Source organism: Rheinheimera sp. MM224 (genome assembly GCF_947090785.1).
Lineage (GTDB): Bacteria > Pseudomonadota > Gammaproteobacteria > Enterobacterales > Alteromonadaceae > Pararheinheimera.
In genome coordinates, this window is record NZ_OX352320.1 from 678930 (window position 1) to 691949 (window position 13020).

Annotated in this window: 17 protein-coding genes; 11 read left to right on the plus strand and 6 right to left on the minus strand. The window is 46.6% G+C overall.

Annotated elements, in window-relative coordinates; genetic code table 11:
* Positions 1 to 38: 38 nt before the first annotated feature.
* The 6 genes from rpsF to alr all read left to right on the plus strand — a co-directional run bounded on the left by rpsF (position 39) and on the right by alr (position 4127).
* On the plus strand, positions 39 to 416 hold the full coding sequence (gene rpsF / locus OM978_RS03295; protein ID WP_008899550.1) for a 30S ribosomal protein S6: 378 nt from the start codon (positions 39 to 41) through the stop codon (positions 414 to 416).
* A 7-nt stretch (positions 417 to 423) separates the two neighbouring features.
* Entirely contained in the window at positions 424 to 729 is a 306-nt protein-coding gene (gene priB, locus OM978_RS03300) for a primosomal replication protein N (protein WP_264345510.1), read from the plus strand.
* Between the two features lie 10 nt (positions 730 to 739).
* Positions 740 to 967 (plus strand): 30S ribosomal protein S18, encoded by a 228-nt coding sequence (gene rpsR / locus OM978_RS03305; RefSeq protein ID WP_008899548.1) that lies wholly within the window; start codon positions 740 to 742, stop codon positions 965 to 967.
* 38 nt (positions 968 to 1005) lie between these two features.
* Positions 1006 to 1458, plus strand: coding sequence for a 50S ribosomal protein L9 (rplI, locus tag OM978_RS03310; RefSeq protein ID WP_233007671.1), 453 nt, complete (start codon positions 1006 to 1008; stop codon positions 1456 to 1458).
* Positions 1459 to 1650: 192 nt separating this feature from the next.
* Positions 1651 to 3042, plus strand: coding sequence for a replicative DNA helicase (gene dnaB, locus OM978_RS03315; protein WP_233007672.1), 1392 nt, complete (start codon positions 1651 to 1653; stop codon positions 3040 to 3042).
* Positions 3042 to 4127, plus strand: a complete 1086-nt coding sequence (gene alr / locus OM978_RS03320; protein WP_264345511.1) for an alanine racemase — start codon at positions 3042 to 3044, stop codon at positions 4125 to 4127. Before dnaB ends, alr begins: the two co-directional genes overlap by 1 nt.
* 48 nt (positions 4128 to 4175) lie before the next feature.
* Here alr and OM978_RS03325 read toward each other — a convergent pair whose 3' ends face one another.
* Both OM978_RS03325 and OM978_RS03330 read right to left on the minus strand, forming a co-directional pair.
* Positions 4176 to 4640, minus strand: coding sequence for a chemotaxis protein CheX (locus OM978_RS03325; RefSeq protein ID WP_264345512.1), 465 nt, complete (start codon positions 4638 to 4640; stop codon positions 4176 to 4178).
* A gap of 178 nt (positions 4641 to 4818) precedes the next feature.
* Entirely contained in the window at positions 4819 to 5268 is a 450-nt protein-coding gene (locus tag OM978_RS03330; RefSeq protein ID WP_046520098.1) for a transcriptional repressor, read from the minus strand.
* A 323-nt stretch (positions 5269 to 5591) separates the two neighbouring features.
* Here OM978_RS03330 and OM978_RS03335 point away from each other — a divergent pair, with 323 nt between their 5' ends.
* From OM978_RS03335 to OM978_RS03355, 5 genes are all read left to right on the plus strand, one after another.
* Positions 5592 to 6401: a glycosyltransferase family 32 protein gene (locus OM978_RS03335; protein WP_264345513.1), complete on the plus strand. Its 810-nt coding sequence runs from the start codon at positions 5592 to 5594 to the stop codon at positions 6399 to 6401.
* Between the two features lie 134 nt (positions 6402 to 6535).
* Entirely contained in the window at positions 6536 to 7537 is a 1002-nt protein-coding gene (gene dusA, locus OM978_RS03340) for a tRNA dihydrouridine(20/20a) synthase DusA (RefSeq protein WP_264345514.1), read from the plus strand.
* A 194-nt stretch (positions 7538 to 7731) separates the two neighbouring features.
* Positions 7732 to 7998 carry a hypothetical protein gene (locus OM978_RS03345; protein WP_264345515.1) on the plus strand — a complete coding sequence of 89 codons (267 nt, stop codon included), beginning with the start codon at positions 7732 to 7734 and terminating at the stop codon, positions 7996 to 7998.
* Positions 7999 to 8000: 2 nt separating this feature from the next.
* Positions 8001 to 8126 carry a hypothetical protein gene (locus OM978_RS03350; protein WP_264345516.1) on the plus strand — a complete coding sequence of 42 codons (126 nt, stop codon included), beginning with the start codon at positions 8001 to 8003 and terminating at the stop codon, positions 8124 to 8126.
* An 838-nt stretch (positions 8127 to 8964) separates the two neighbouring features.
* Positions 8965 to 9174, plus strand: coding sequence for a PspC domain-containing protein (locus OM978_RS03355; RefSeq protein WP_264345517.1), 210 nt, complete (start codon positions 8965 to 8967; stop codon positions 9172 to 9174).
* Between the two features lie 175 nt (positions 9175 to 9349).
* Here OM978_RS03355 and prmA read toward each other — a convergent pair whose 3' ends face one another.
* From prmA to aroQ, 4 genes are all read right to left on the minus strand, one after another.
* Positions 9350 to 10234: a 50S ribosomal protein L11 methyltransferase gene (prmA, locus tag OM978_RS03360; protein WP_264345518.1), complete on the minus strand. Its 885-nt coding sequence runs from the start codon at positions 10232 to 10234 to the stop codon at positions 9350 to 9352.
* 297 nt (positions 10235 to 10531) lie between these two features.
* Complete coding sequence (gene accC / locus OM978_RS03365) at positions 10532 to 11875, minus strand: acetyl-CoA carboxylase biotin carboxylase subunit (RefSeq protein WP_264345519.1); 1344 nt, start codon at positions 11873 to 11875, stop codon at positions 10532 to 10534.
* A 16-nt stretch (positions 11876 to 11891) separates the two neighbouring features.
* Positions 11892 to 12344, minus strand: a complete 453-nt coding sequence (gene accB / locus OM978_RS03370; RefSeq protein WP_264345520.1) for an acetyl-CoA carboxylase biotin carboxyl carrier protein — start codon at positions 12342 to 12344, stop codon at positions 11892 to 11894.
* Positions 12345 to 12359: 15 nt separating this feature from the next.
* Positions 12360 to 12818 carry a type II 3-dehydroquinate dehydratase gene (gene aroQ / locus OM978_RS03375; protein WP_008899125.1) on the minus strand — a complete coding sequence of 153 codons (459 nt, stop codon included), beginning with the start codon at positions 12816 to 12818 and terminating at the stop codon, positions 12360 to 12362.
* Between the last annotated feature and the right edge of the window lie 202 nt (positions 12819 to 13020).

Consider the following 13020-nt stretch of genomic DNA (forward strand, 5'->3'; position numbering starts at 1 on the left):
CGAGCTCACCCGAGGCTAACTAACCGTAAGGAGCTACAATGCGTCATTACGAAATCGTGTTTATGGTTCACCCAGATCAAAGTGAACAAGTTCCAGGAATGATCGAGCGTTACACTGGCGCGATCAAAGAAGCTGGTGGTTCAATTCACCGCTTAGAAGACTGGGGCCGTCGTCAATTAGCTTATCCAATCGAAAAGCTGCACAAAGCTCACTATGTTCTGATGAACGTAGAAGCGCCACAGGCAGTAATTGACGAGCTGGAAACTAACTTCCGCTTCAACGACGCTGTATTGCGTAACCTGATCATGCGCACTAACACTGCCGTGACTGAGCCATCACCAATGGCCAAGGTACGTGACGAACGTCGTGACCGTGCTCCTCGTGATTCAGATGAGCTGGTAGCAAACGACGAGTAATTTGCAGATGGACAATAGCCTGGTTGTGACTGGCATTATATGCCGTCAGGTCGACCACAGCGAAAGTCCGGCCGGTATTCCTCACAGTTATTTAGTGATTGAGCACCAATCGGTGCAGCAGGAAGCCGGATTTAACCGTCAGGTTTATGTCAGATTACAAGTAGTCTGTGCAGGAGCCGGGTTGACGCAACAAACTCACAATTTGAAACTGGGAAACAAAGTTCGGGTGACAGGTTTTTTAAACCGGCATCAGAGCCGCAGCGGTCAGTCTAAACTGGTGTTGCATGCCCAACAGATTGAAATATTAAGTTAGGAGAAGTTTCATGGCTCGTTATTTCCGTCGCCGTAAATTCTGCCGTTTCTCTGCAGAAGGCGTGATTGAGATCGATTACAAAGATACAGCTACGTTAAAAAATTATGTCACTGAAAGTGGCAAAATTGTCCCAAGCCGTATCACTGGTACCAGCGCTAAGTATCAACGTCAATTAGCTCGCGCTATCAAACGCGCCCGCTACCTGGCCTTGTTACCATACAGCGATTCACATAGCTAACAGCGACTGGTTAAACCGTATACAGAGAGGGTATTACAATGGAAATTATTCTGTTGGACAAAGTTGCTAACCTTGGTGGTTTAGGCGACAACGTAACTGTTAAATCTGGTTATGCTCGTAACTTCTTATTCCCACAAGGAAAAGCAGTTCCAGCTACCAAAGCTAACATCGAAAAATTTGAACAGCGTCGTGCTGAGTTAGAAGCCAAACTGGCTGAAACTTTAGCAACTTCTCAAGCTCGCGCTGAGAAGATCGCTGCTCTGGCTGAAGTAACAGTTGCTTCTAAAGCTGGTGACGAAGGCAAATTGTTCGGTTCAGTTGGTACACGTGATATCGCTGATGCTATCACTGCTGCAGGTGTTGCAGTAACGAAAGCAGAAGTGAAGTTACCTAACGGTACTATCCGTGAAACTGGCGAATTCAACATCGCACTGCAGTTACACGCAGAAGTAACAGCTACTATCAAAGTAGTAGTGGTTGCTGAGGCTTAATAAGCCTTTTGGGCACACAGTTTTGTGTGCCCAATCCCTTCCCGCTTTACCTTCGCTTTACGCTAAAAAAATTCCGCTTAACTGATTTTTCCAAACCTTGATACATGCTTTAATGGTAGGCTATCGCTCCCATGCAGAGCTGCTATATCTTGGGTATACAAGCCTGTCGCAATTTCTAGAACTTCTGGTGTTATGGACAATAAGCAAAGAGATAAACAAGTCGCTGCGGTAAAAATGCCGCCACATTCCATTGAAGCCGAGCAATCCGTCTTAGGCGGCTTAATGCTGGACAATGATGCCTGGGACAAAGTCTCGGAAAAGGTGGTGGAGCAGGACTTCTATTTACGTTCGCACCGCTTTATTTTTTCCGCCATGTCGCGGGTGGCTGAAGCTAACCAGCCGATCGACTTAATTACTGTTTCCGAAACCTTAGAACGCAGTCAGCAATTAGCTGACGTCGGCGGTTTTGCTTATTTAGGTGAAATTGCTAAAAACACCCCAAGTGCGGCCAATATTCTGGCTTATGCCGACATAGTGCGTGAGCGCGCCGTGGTGCGGGATATGATTTCTGTAGCGCACGATATTGCCGATGCTGGCTACGACCCACAAGGCCGTAACAGTGCTGAGCTTTTGGACTTCGCTGAGACTAAAGTATTTAAAATTGCTGAACAGCGCGCTAACTCGAATGAAGGCCCTGAGCCTATCAACAGCATCCTGTCGAAAACCATAGATAAAATAGATGAGCTGTTCCGTAACCCAAGCGCCGGTGGTTTAACTGGTGTATCCACTGGTTATATGGATCTGGACAAAATGACCAACGGTATGCAGCCGTCGGATCTAATCATAGTTGCGGCTCGTCCTTCTATGGGTAAAACCACTTTTGCGATGAACCTGTGCGAACACGCTGCTATTACCAGTGACAAACCTGTGCTTATTTTCAGCTTAGAGATGCCGTCCGAACAAATTATGATGAGGATGCTGGCGTCTTTAGGCCGTATTGACCAAACCAAAGTGCGGACAGGCCAGCTGGACGACGAAGATTGGGCGCGTTTATCGTCCGCCATCGAACTTCTGAACAGCAAAGGCAAAATGTATATCGATGACGCCTCGGGTTTAACACCGACTGAAGTCCGTTCCCGTGCCCGTCGTGTGGCGCGTGAGCATGGTGGCCTGAGTATGATCATGGTCGACTACCTGCAGCTGATGACAGTGCCTGGCTTATCGGAAAACCGTACTTTAGAAATCGCCGAAATTTCGCGTTCACTCAAAGCGTTAGCCAAAGAGTTAAAAGTGCCTGTGGTTGCCTTATCGCAGCTAAACCGTAGTTTGGAGCAACGGGCCGACAAGCGTCCGGTAAACTCCGACTTACGTGAATCCGGTTCTATCGAGCAGGATGCCGACTTAATTATGTTTATCTACCGTGATGAGGTGTATCACGACGACAGCCCGGATAAAGGCACGGCGGAAGTAATTATAGGTAAACAGCGTAACGGTCCTATAGGTCGTATTCGCCTGACCTTCCATGGCCGCTATTCACGTTTTGACAACTACGCCGGTACAGCCCGTTTTGAGGACGAGTATTAATGAGTCGTCGTCCACAGGCCCGCATTGATTTAGCGGCCTTATTGCATAATTTACAACAAGTCCGTGCTGCAGCTCCGAATAGTAAAGTGCTGGCGGTATTAAAAGCCAACGCCTATGGCCATGGTTTACTGAAAGTGGCCGAACAGCTAAAAGACGCCAGTGCTTTTGGTGTGGCCCGTATCGATGAAGCCTTGATGCTGCGCGCTGGTGGCATAGTCAAACCTATAGTACTGCTGGAAGGTTTTTTCCATGCGGACGAATTGCCGCAAGTGGTTGCCAGTAACTTGCAGGTGGTAGTGCATCATCCAAGTCAGGTTGAGGCACTGGTTGCAGCTGCATTGGATTCACCTGTGCATGTCTGGCTAAAAATGGACAGCGGTATGCACCGCTTAGGTTTATTACCGGAGCAGTTTCTGCAGGCCTATCAGCAGTTGTGCCAAAGCCCGAATGTGATCCAGCCGATGCGGCTGATGACTCATTTTGCCAGCGCTGATGAACTGACTGTTGATAGCACCCAACAGCAGATCGATCTTTTTATGAAAACTGTTGAAGGTTTGGCTGGCGAGCTTTGTCTGGCCAATTCTGCCGGCACTCTTGCCTGGCCGCAAAGTCATGGCCACTGGATCCGTCCCGGTTTAGCTTTATACGGCGTTTCGCCGATGGAGCAGGGCAGGGCTGAGCAACATCAGTTAAAAGCCGTGATGAGCTTTAGCAGCAGCGTGATTGCTGTGCGTGACGTCAAGCAAGGTGACAAAGTAGGTTATGGCGGTACCTGGACTGCGCCTGCTGATACCCGCGTGGCAGTTGTAGCTGTTGGTTATGGTGATGGTTATCCAAGAGCGGCAAGCAATGGCTGTCCTGTACTGATTAAAGGCCAACGTTATCCGATAGTTGGACGTGTCTCTATGGATATGACCACAGTAGATATTGGCAATGCTGATGTGCAGATTGGTGACGAAGTGCTGTTATGGGGCGCTAATTTGCCGGTCGAAGAAATTGCAGAGCAGGTGCAGACTATTCCTTACGAGTTGCTATGTAATATCACCAGCAGGGTCGAATTCCGCTATCTGAATGCAGAATCCTAAATAGCAAAAAGCCGACTGAAGTCGGCTTTTTTGTAAGCACAGATCAAATTATTCGTCGAAGCTGACTTCAATAAACACTTTGCCGAAGTCTGAATCAAATGGCATCAGAATTTTCGCGCCAGTGGTTTTATGAGTGATGGTGTGGCCTTTACCTGATACGACAACAGGGGTCGCCATGCTGAATTCGTGGCCTTTTTCGCCAAGAATACGCTTCGCACCACCAGTGACCATATTAGTGATTTCGCCGACCATATCAGTGACGTCTTCATTAATTTTGTCAGGTTTTTCGCCTAACATTCTGGACATGATTTCCAGCGCTAAAGATTCTTCAAAAGTGACTGAGAACGACCCTTTTGTGGTTGGGCCTATCATACCAATCAAACCTGATACTTCACCGCGAGCCTGTTCGTCTTTCTTTAATCGTGGCTGCCCTGGCACAATTTTAGTATTGGCCATGGTACCTAACACATTGACTAACGAAGAGAGAAACGGATTTACATACTCAACATTCATTTAATTAGCCTGTTCGGAGTCTGGACCTGATTGCATTGCCAACTTCAAGATTAGGTGGCTATGTTATATAACACAAGTCTAGCTTATTGTTTTGGTATGAATTTTTCTAAGTTATTTACAATTTTATGCTGTTCTGGTCACTAAAATAGCCAGTGTGACCAGAAGGCGTCAAGAGGATTCAGTCGTTTGACGCTTTTTTCAGACAGCTTTGGCAACTTCCATGAGCTTCCACAGTTTGTCTTTGAATTAAAAAGCCTTTTTCTGAGGCTAATTTAACAAATTCTTGCTGCAATGGGGAGGAATGCAATTCTTCCACATGGCCACACTGATCACAGATCAACAATTGCGCTGGGTGATGCTGTTCAAAGTGATGGCAAAGCAAAAAAGCGTTGGTTGATTCAATTTTGTGAATAAAACCCTGCTCAGTCAGAAAATCCAAAGCCCGATAAATAGTGGCAGGTTTGGCCGCTGGTTCACTGGCTTTTAATTGTTCCAGTAATTCATATGCACCAATACCACCGTGTGTGTCCGCCAATAAACGAAACACTTTTTCACGAATGGTGGTAAAGCGCGCGCCATTAACATCACAAATATGGCGGGCCCTGGTGACCAAAGATTCAATCGACATAACTCAGCTCACTCTTGTAGCAATGGTGGCAGTTTATCACAGAAGTTTGCCCGCTCCAGCTTTTGAGTGGGGATTTCCTGATACAAAACAGAAGTTAAGAGTTTATCCGGCTCTAATTAATCTATCCATGAATCGATGGTATTTTTCATTATATGGTTTTCCGTTAATTTATGGTTAATGAAGAGCTTGTTATTCTGCGCCAAGGCAACTAATATGCCGCGCGCCCAAATTCAGGTTGTTACCAAAGGGTAACAAATGATTACAGTCAGCTCTGGGCACAAGCATAAACTAATGAGCAACTTTGCATGTTGAAACAGCGTCCCATGGTTAATCCAACAGTTATTCCAAAAATTATTCACTATGTTTGGGTAGGTAATTCACCAAAAACAGAACTGGCTTTGCGCTGTATTGCCAGCTGGAAAAAGTTTTTACCGGACTATCAAATCATTGAATGGAATAATGAGCGTCTTGCTGCCCTGAGCAACCGTTATGCTCATGAAGCTTTTGCGGCAAAAAAATGGGCTTTTGTATCAGATTATCTGCGTTTGTATGCTTTGCAGCAGTTTGGTGGTTTTTACTTTGATACCGATTTAGAGTTGACTGCAGATTTAGACTCCTTCCGTCAGCATGGTTTTGTCACAGGCTTTGAAAGCTTTAAAGGCCGCACAGCGCCGGTTACTGCCATGATGGGCGCAGTCCCTGGCCATGATATTATCCAAAGTTTGCTGAGCGCCTACGATACCAAATCATTTTATAAAACAGATGGCTCAGAAGATTTAACGCCAAATACCGGCCTTATCAGCGATTTGTTTGCCCGCGACTTTGGTTTGCATAAACCTTACCGGGGAGATCAGCTTTGCTATCTGTCGGCCGATGCCTGTATCTATCCAAGCCATTACTTCTGTACGCCAGAAACGGGCAAAGAAAACTTCAGCATCCATCACTTTAACGGCTCCTGGTTTGAAGAATACAGCCGGAAATTGCTGGTGTATCTGGCGGGTTATCAGTTGCTGCGGTTAAAACGCAATAAAGTTCGTACCGGCGAATTACCCTTAAAAAAGGGTGAGAGAAAAATAGCTTTGCTGGAGCTGAGTTCGCGTTACAGTTTGTTGCTGCTTAAATCTCAGGCTTGATCCTCGCTAAAACTTGTTTTGTGCTGAGCTTTACACTGAAATACCTGGCCGTCTGGGGTATACTCGCGCGATTTTTCTACACTCTGTATTCAGAGCTGCAGAAAGCAGCAGATTAACCAGATGGCAGCCGTTTTATGACTAGTTCGAATACTCCCACTTCAAAGCCTGTGACTATGGATCACCGTTTCAGCATTGCCCCTATGCTGGACTGGACGGACAAACATTGTCGCTATTTTCATCGGTTGTTGTCTGAACATGCGGTGCTTTATACCGAGATGGTGACCACAGGTGCCATCATTTACGGTCAGGGCGATTATCTGGCTTTTAATGAAGAAGAGCATCCTGTGGTAGTGCAGCTGGGTGGTTCTGATCCTAAAGATATGGCGCACAGTGCTAAGCTTTGCCAGGAACGGGGTTACGACGCTATCAATATCAACGTCGGTTGTCCGTCGGACAGAGTGCAAAACGGTATGTTTGGCGCTTGTCTTATGGCCAAACCTGAATTGGTCGCAGCTTGTATCCATGAAATGCGCTCTGTGGTGGATATTCCTGTCACAGTAAAAAGTCGTATAGGTATTGATGATCACGACAGCTATCAGTTTTTAGTGGACTTTGTCGGCACTATTGCAGAATCTGGCTGTAACCAGTTTATCGTGCATGCCCGTAAAGCCTGGTTGAGTGGTTTAAGCCCTAAAGAGAACCGCGAAATTCCACCACTGGATTACGAACGGGTGTATCAGCTGAAAAAAGATTTCCCGCAGTTAGATATCTCCATCAATGGTGGCGTTAAAACGTTGGCTGATTGTTTAACCCACTTACAGCATGTAGATGGTGTGATGGTGGGCCGTGAGGCGTACAGCAACCCGTTGATGCTGGCGCAAATTGATGCTGCTATTTATAACAACCCACGCGCTGTGCCAACGCCGCATCAGGTGGTTGAGCTGATGTTGCCTTATATTGAGCGTCAAATGGCGCAGGGCGCGCGTTTCTGGCACATAGCACGACATATGCTGGGGTTGTTTCAGGGCGTGCCAGGTGCCCGTTTATGGCGGCGGCATTTAAGTGAAATTGGCCACTTACCGACCAGTGGTCCACAGGTGATGCTGGACGCGCTGAAAAAGGTGCCGCAGCTTTAATAGTGTGAATATCAAATATTCAAAAAGTGGTGAAATTCACCACTTTTTTGTTTTTAGTCTTTTGGTGTTTTATTGGAAAATAGGTTGAATTAATTTTAAGTTCATAATTATCAATGGCTTAAAAATTAATTTCAGTGTGGCACGCACCTTGAAATAGAGATAGTGAACTTCACTACTCATTAAGGAGCACGACCATGAAAACACTTGCTACGTTAGTCCTTGTTACCGCTGCGGCTTTTGCTGCTACCCCATCAGTACAAGCCAATGAACTGAGCTTACCTTCAGTCAATACACAAGCTGTCAGCGCTTTTGCTGCTGAACTGATGAGCCAGCAAATGGCTGAGTTAAAAGTTGCGATTCTGGAGCAAAGCCAAAAAGCTCTGGCCGAACTGGAAAGCACTTTAGTGACCACCACCGAAACTGAAAAAGAAGCTGTAATCGCAGTAGCTAAGGTGGACTAAGGATGCTGAGCTTAACATTAGGGTTGTTGGGTCTGTTTTTATTGCCCGTAGTTAGTGTTGGCCTGGTGTCTGTGATCTGGCATTGGTTATTACCCCCTTTCGATATTCCTGGCTCAACCCGGTTTTAAGTAGTACCGGGTTTTGTTTTTTTAAGTCCTTTTCTGCTTTCCTGTTTGCACCTGTCGATCCCTTTATTTCTGCCAATTTTCAAACTCTTCTGTAGTGCCATCCTGCTGCATTTGCATGTCTGAATTTAGCCATAATTGCCTGTTTTTAAATCAACTAAAAAGTGGTTAAAAATACCATTTATGTGTTTTGAATAAAATTTGAGCTATAGGTGTTTTCATTTGAAATGTTTAAATATCATTTAAAAACAACGATTTAAAATTTATTTTTAAGTTGGCATAACAGCTGCAATACATAGATATCAACAGATGAACTGATGATGAATTAAACCACTAACTAAGATTGAGGATAGTCAAAATGGAAATAGCAGCACTGATGGTTGTATTAGCTTGGTTCGGCATTGTTGGCAGCTGGGCTGCAGACGAAGTCTAAATAACAAAGCGCTGGTGAGTATCAGCAAAATCGCAAAAACATAAACGAGAGGAGAGTCAAAATGGAAATGGTAGCACTGATGGTTGTTTTAGCATGGTTCGGCATTGTAGGTAGCTGGGCTGCAGACGAAGTCTAATTAGCTAAGCGCTGATATGAATCAGCAAAAGCACAAAATATAAACGGCAGGTAAGGAGAGTCAAAATGGAAATAGCAGCACTGATGGTTGTTTTAGCATGGTTTGGCATTGTAGGCAGCTGGGCTGCAGACGAAGTCTGAATGGGTTTAGCCGGTTTAGGGAGGAGCAGGACATGTCGCTAATTATTATCAACATTGTCGTGGTCTGGGCTTTAGCTGGTTTGATGTGGATGCTGGATAAAGCAGTACATAACAAGATTGAGGAGTAAGAATATGAGTATAGGTCGCGATAAAAATGCCTGGTTTGTGAACAAGGCCAAACGTAAAATTTCAGGTGTATGTGCAGGTTTTGCGGCTTTTTATGAGCAACCCATCTGGTTAGTCCGCGCAGTTGTGGTATTGCTGGCGTTCTGTTTTCCAGTTGCTGTAGTGGTAGCTTATATCGCAGCTGCGTTAATACTGCCAGAACGTTGGGTGTACTAATATGAGTTCGCAAAAACAGGCGACCGGGCAGGTCGCCTGTATAGCCGTCGTATTTGAAGCTGCAGCTTTGTTGACTGCGCCGCTCGCCCCAATCACATAGGAACTACTATGCTCATGGGGTCTCGCAACTTGTCGCCGCCCTGCAACTCCAACTACTTAGGCTATAGATAAGGCTTTAAACGTTTTTCCGCGCCGTTAAGCGCACCCATTCTTCTTTGACTGCTACCGGGTCAAACTCAAATTCTGCCGCATACGCATCTATCACCGACTGAGCCTGACTTTCCAGAATGCCGGACAGCGCCAGTAAGCCACCGGGTTTGACATAAGCACTGATAATGCCGCTCAATTGTGCAAGCGGGCCGGCCAAAATATTCGCCACTACTACATCGGCTTGTAATGATGCAGGTTGATCCTTCGGTAAATACAGCTCAATTTGTTGCTCTACGCCGTTGCGGGTAGCGTTGGCGAGGCTGGACTCAATAGCTTGCGGGTCAATGTCGATACCGACCACACGCTTAGCGCCAAGCTTTAATGCGGCAATACCTAAAATACCTGAGCCACAGCCAAAATCGACCACTAAACTTTGCGACAATTCCTGCGCATCCAGCCATTCCATACAAAGCGCTGTAGTTGGGTGAGTACCGGTACCAAAAGCCAGGCCAGGGTCGAGCATCACGTTCACTGCCGTTGGGTCTGGAATATCGCGCCAGCTTGGGCAAACCCATAAACGGTTACCAAAACGGATAGGGTGGAAGTTATCCATCCATTCTCTTTCCCAGTCTTTGTCTTCCAGTTGTTCCAGCTTGTACTGCACACCGTTTTTGAAAATGGCGGCTTTTTCCAGCTGACGCACCACTTTGTCCATTTTGTGCTCGGCATCAAACAAACCCACTACCACAGTGTTTTCCCAATACAAGACTTCACCCGGCAAAGGTTCGTAAATAGGGGTGTCTTTGGCGTCAACAAAACTGACAGCTTGCGCGCCCCAGCTCATCAGCATATCGCTGACCTGCTCGGCTTGTTTTTCAGTGCTGTTTACGCGTAATTGGATCCACGGCATGGCTTTGCTCTTCACTCTCTGGAAATGGGCGCGAATTGTAGCAGTTTGGCGGCGTAAAATCAGCGCTTCGGTGGCGCAAAAAGAAAAGCCACCGTGAAGGTGGCTTTGGCGGGCTGCAATGCTGCGCTATAAAGACAACAACGCTGCGGCTTCAAGTACGCCAGCAAGACCAATACCCAAAGTAATTGATGTTGCAGCTAGGCGACAAGAGCTTGAGACCCCAGGAGCATAGTTGTCCTATGTGACTGGGGCTCGGGCACGCAGTCAACAACGCTGCGGCTTCAAGTACGCCGGGTATTACTTCAGGCCGAGTTTATGTTCAAGATAGTGGATGTTAGTTCCACCTTTATTGAAGTTCTCGTCTGTCATAATCAGCTTGTGCAGCTCGATATTGGTTTTGATACCACCGACCAGCAGTTCGCTTAATGCATTACGCATACGGGCTATTGCGATTTCGCGGTTTTCACCGTAAGTGATCAGCTTACCAACCATTGAATCGTAGTTTGGCGGCACTGTGTAATCAGCGTAAATATGCGAATCCCAACGCACACCGTTGCCACCTGGCGGGTGGAAGCGGGTGATGGTGCCTGGCGACGGAATGAACGTCTTGGCATCTTCAGCGTTGATACGGCATTCCACAGCATGGCCACGGATCACAATATCTGACTGCTTAATGCTCAGTGGCATGCCAGAGGCGATGCGCAGCTGCTCTTTAATCAGATCCACACCAGTGATCATTTCTGTCACAGGGTGTTCTACCTGAATACGGGTGTTCATTTCGATGAAATAAAACTCGCCGTCTTCAAACAGGAATTCAAAAGTACCAGCACCGCGGTAGTTCAGGTCGATACAAGCCTGCACACAACGGGCACCGATAAAGTTACGCAGTTCAGGTGTAATACCAGGAGCTGGCGCTTCTTCTACCACTTTCTGGTGACGACGTTGCATAGAGCAGTCACGTTCACCTAAGTGAATGGCATTGCCCTGACCATCAGCCAGCACCTGAATTTCGATATGACGTGGGTTTTCCAGGAATTTCTCCATGTACACCATGTCATTACCAAAAGCAGTGCCAGCTTCGTTTTTGGTCATCGCAATAGATTCAACCAATTCGTCTTCGCTGCGCACTACACGCATACCACGACCACCACCACCACCAGCAGCTTTAACGATAATCGGGTAACCGATACGTTTAGCAATGGCTTTGTTGACTTCGTCGTCGTCGCCTACAGCGCCGTCAGAACCTGGTACACAAGGTACACCAGCTTTTTTCATCGCTTCAATGGCAGAAACCTTGTCACCCATTAAACGGATAGACTCAGGACGTGGGCCGATAAACACCAGACCACTTTCTTCCACTTGCTGCGCAAAGTCAGCGCGTTCAGCTAAGAAACCATAACCCGGGTGAATAGCCTGGGCATTGGTCACTTCAGCTGCGGCAATCAGCGCAGGAATATTTAAGTAACTTAAAGGTGATGGCGCAGGACCAATACAAATGGTCTCATCGGCCAGCAGCACGTGTTTCAGATTACGGTCTACTGTGGAATGCACAGCCACCGTTTTGATACCGAGTTCCTTACACGCACGTAAAATACGCAGTGCAATTTCACCCCGGTTGGCGATCAGTACTTTTTCTAGCATGAGTCTGCCTTTTAACTTATTCGATCACAAATAATGGCTGGTCAAACTCAACCGGCTCGCCGTTTTCTACCAGAATTTGTGTCACCACACCGGCCTTGTCAGACTGGATCTGGTTCATCATTTTCATCGCTTCGATAATACACAGTGTGTCGCCCACTTTAACGCTCTGACCCACTTCAACAAAAGATTTAGAAGTAGGAGATGCAGCGCGGTAGAACGAACCTACCATAGGTGAACGCATCTGGTGACCTGTGACTACCGGCTTGGCAGCTTCAGCAGGAGCGGCTGCAACTGGCGCTGCAGCAGGAGCTTGTTGCATTGGCGCTGCAGCATAGTGCATAGGAGCATATTGTTGCATTGGGCCATTGCGGCTGATACGAACGGATTCTTCGCCTTCAGTAATTTCAAGCTCGTTAATGCCTGATTCTTCCAGCAGTTCGATCAATTTTTTAATTTTTCTGATATCCATGACGTAGTTGCCTAATTAATTTGATGGAATGGTTGATAAGGACGACACCGCCGATTCCAGTGCGTAGTGGTAGCCTTTGGCACCTAAACCACAAATCACACCTTTGGCGATATCGGATAAATACGAGTGACGACGGAATTCTTCCCGCGCATGTACATTGGACAAATGCACTTCAATAAAAGGGATAGCCACGGCCAGCAGCGCATCACGAATAGCCACGCTGGTATGGGTATATGCGCCCGGGTTGATAATAATAAAGTCCTGTTGTCCTAAGCTTTGCTGAATCGCGTTGATGAGCTCATGTTCGGCGTTGGATTGCAGATGAGTCAAAGTGGCATTCAGCTCTTTGGCATGGGCAGTTAAGCCATCAACAATTTGCGGTAAAGTAGCGGCGCCATAAATTTGAGGCTCACGTTTGCCTAACATATTTAAGTTAGGGCCGTTGAGCAGCAAAATACGTAAGTTTGTAGACATATAGCGCGAATATCCCGTCATTTTTATTGATTGCTAACTATCTTGCCAAAGGCATAAAGCAATTGCATCTTTTTTGTTCAGCGACCAGCTGTCGCTGCAGATTTGCCGCTTATTATAGTGAAATCGTTGCAAATGGCAGCAAAATACTGGTCTTATCAGCAGAACGGAACTTTTTTGCGAAGTTGAAAATGAAGTCGGGAAA

Coding starts and splice junctions, on each gene's coding strand:
- rpsF (WP_008899550.1), top strand. CDS start 39: ATGCGTCATTACGAAATCGTGTTTATGGTTCACCCAGATCAAAGTGAA.
- priB (WP_264345510.1), top strand. CDS start 424: ATGGACAATAGCCTGGTTGTGACTGGCATTATATGCCGTCAGGTCGAC.
- rpsR (WP_008899548.1), top strand. CDS start 740: ATGGCTCGTTATTTCCGTCGCCGTAAATTCTGCCGTTTCTCTGCAGAA.
- rplI (WP_233007671.1), top strand. CDS start 1,006: ATGGAAATTATTCTGTTGGACAAAGTTGCTAACCTTGGTGGTTTAGGC.
- dnaB (WP_233007672.1), top strand. CDS start 1,651: ATGGACAATAAGCAAAGAGATAAACAAGTCGCTGCGGTAAAAATGCCG.
- alr (WP_264345511.1), top strand. CDS start 3,042: ATGAGTCGTCGTCCACAGGCCCGCATTGATTTAGCGGCCTTATTGCAT.
- OM978_RS03325 (WP_264345512.1), bottom strand. CDS start 4,640: ATGAATGTTGAGTATGTAAATCCGTTTCTCTCTTCGTTAGTCAATGTG.
- OM978_RS03330 (WP_046520098.1), bottom strand. CDS start 5,268: ATGTCGATTGAATCTTTGGTCACCAGGGCCCGCCATATTTGTGATGTT.
- OM978_RS03335 (WP_264345513.1), top strand. CDS start 5,592: ATGGTTAATCCAACAGTTATTCCAAAAATTATTCACTATGTTTGGGTA.
- dusA (WP_264345514.1), top strand. CDS start 6,536: ATGACTAGTTCGAATACTCCCACTTCAAAGCCTGTGACTATGGATCAC.
- OM978_RS03345 (WP_264345515.1), top strand. CDS start 7,732: ATGAAAACACTTGCTACGTTAGTCCTTGTTACCGCTGCGGCTTTTGCT.
- OM978_RS03350 (WP_264345516.1), top strand. CDS start 8,001: ATGCTGAGCTTAACATTAGGGTTGTTGGGTCTGTTTTTATTGCCCGTA.
- OM978_RS03355 (WP_264345517.1), top strand. CDS start 8,965: ATGAGTATAGGTCGCGATAAAAATGCCTGGTTTGTGAACAAGGCCAAA.
- prmA (WP_264345518.1), bottom strand. CDS start 10,234: ATGCCGTGGATCCAATTACGCGTAAACAGCACTGAAAAACAAGCCGAG.
- accC (WP_264345519.1), bottom strand. CDS start 11,875: ATGCTAGAAAAAGTACTGATCGCCAACCGGGGTGAAATTGCACTGCGT.
- accB (WP_264345520.1), bottom strand. CDS start 12,344: ATGGATATCAGAAAAATTAAAAAATTGATCGAACTGCTGGAAGAATCA.
- aroQ (WP_008899125.1), bottom strand. CDS start 12,818: ATGTCTACAAACTTACGTATTTTGCTGCTCAACGGCCCTAACTTAAAT.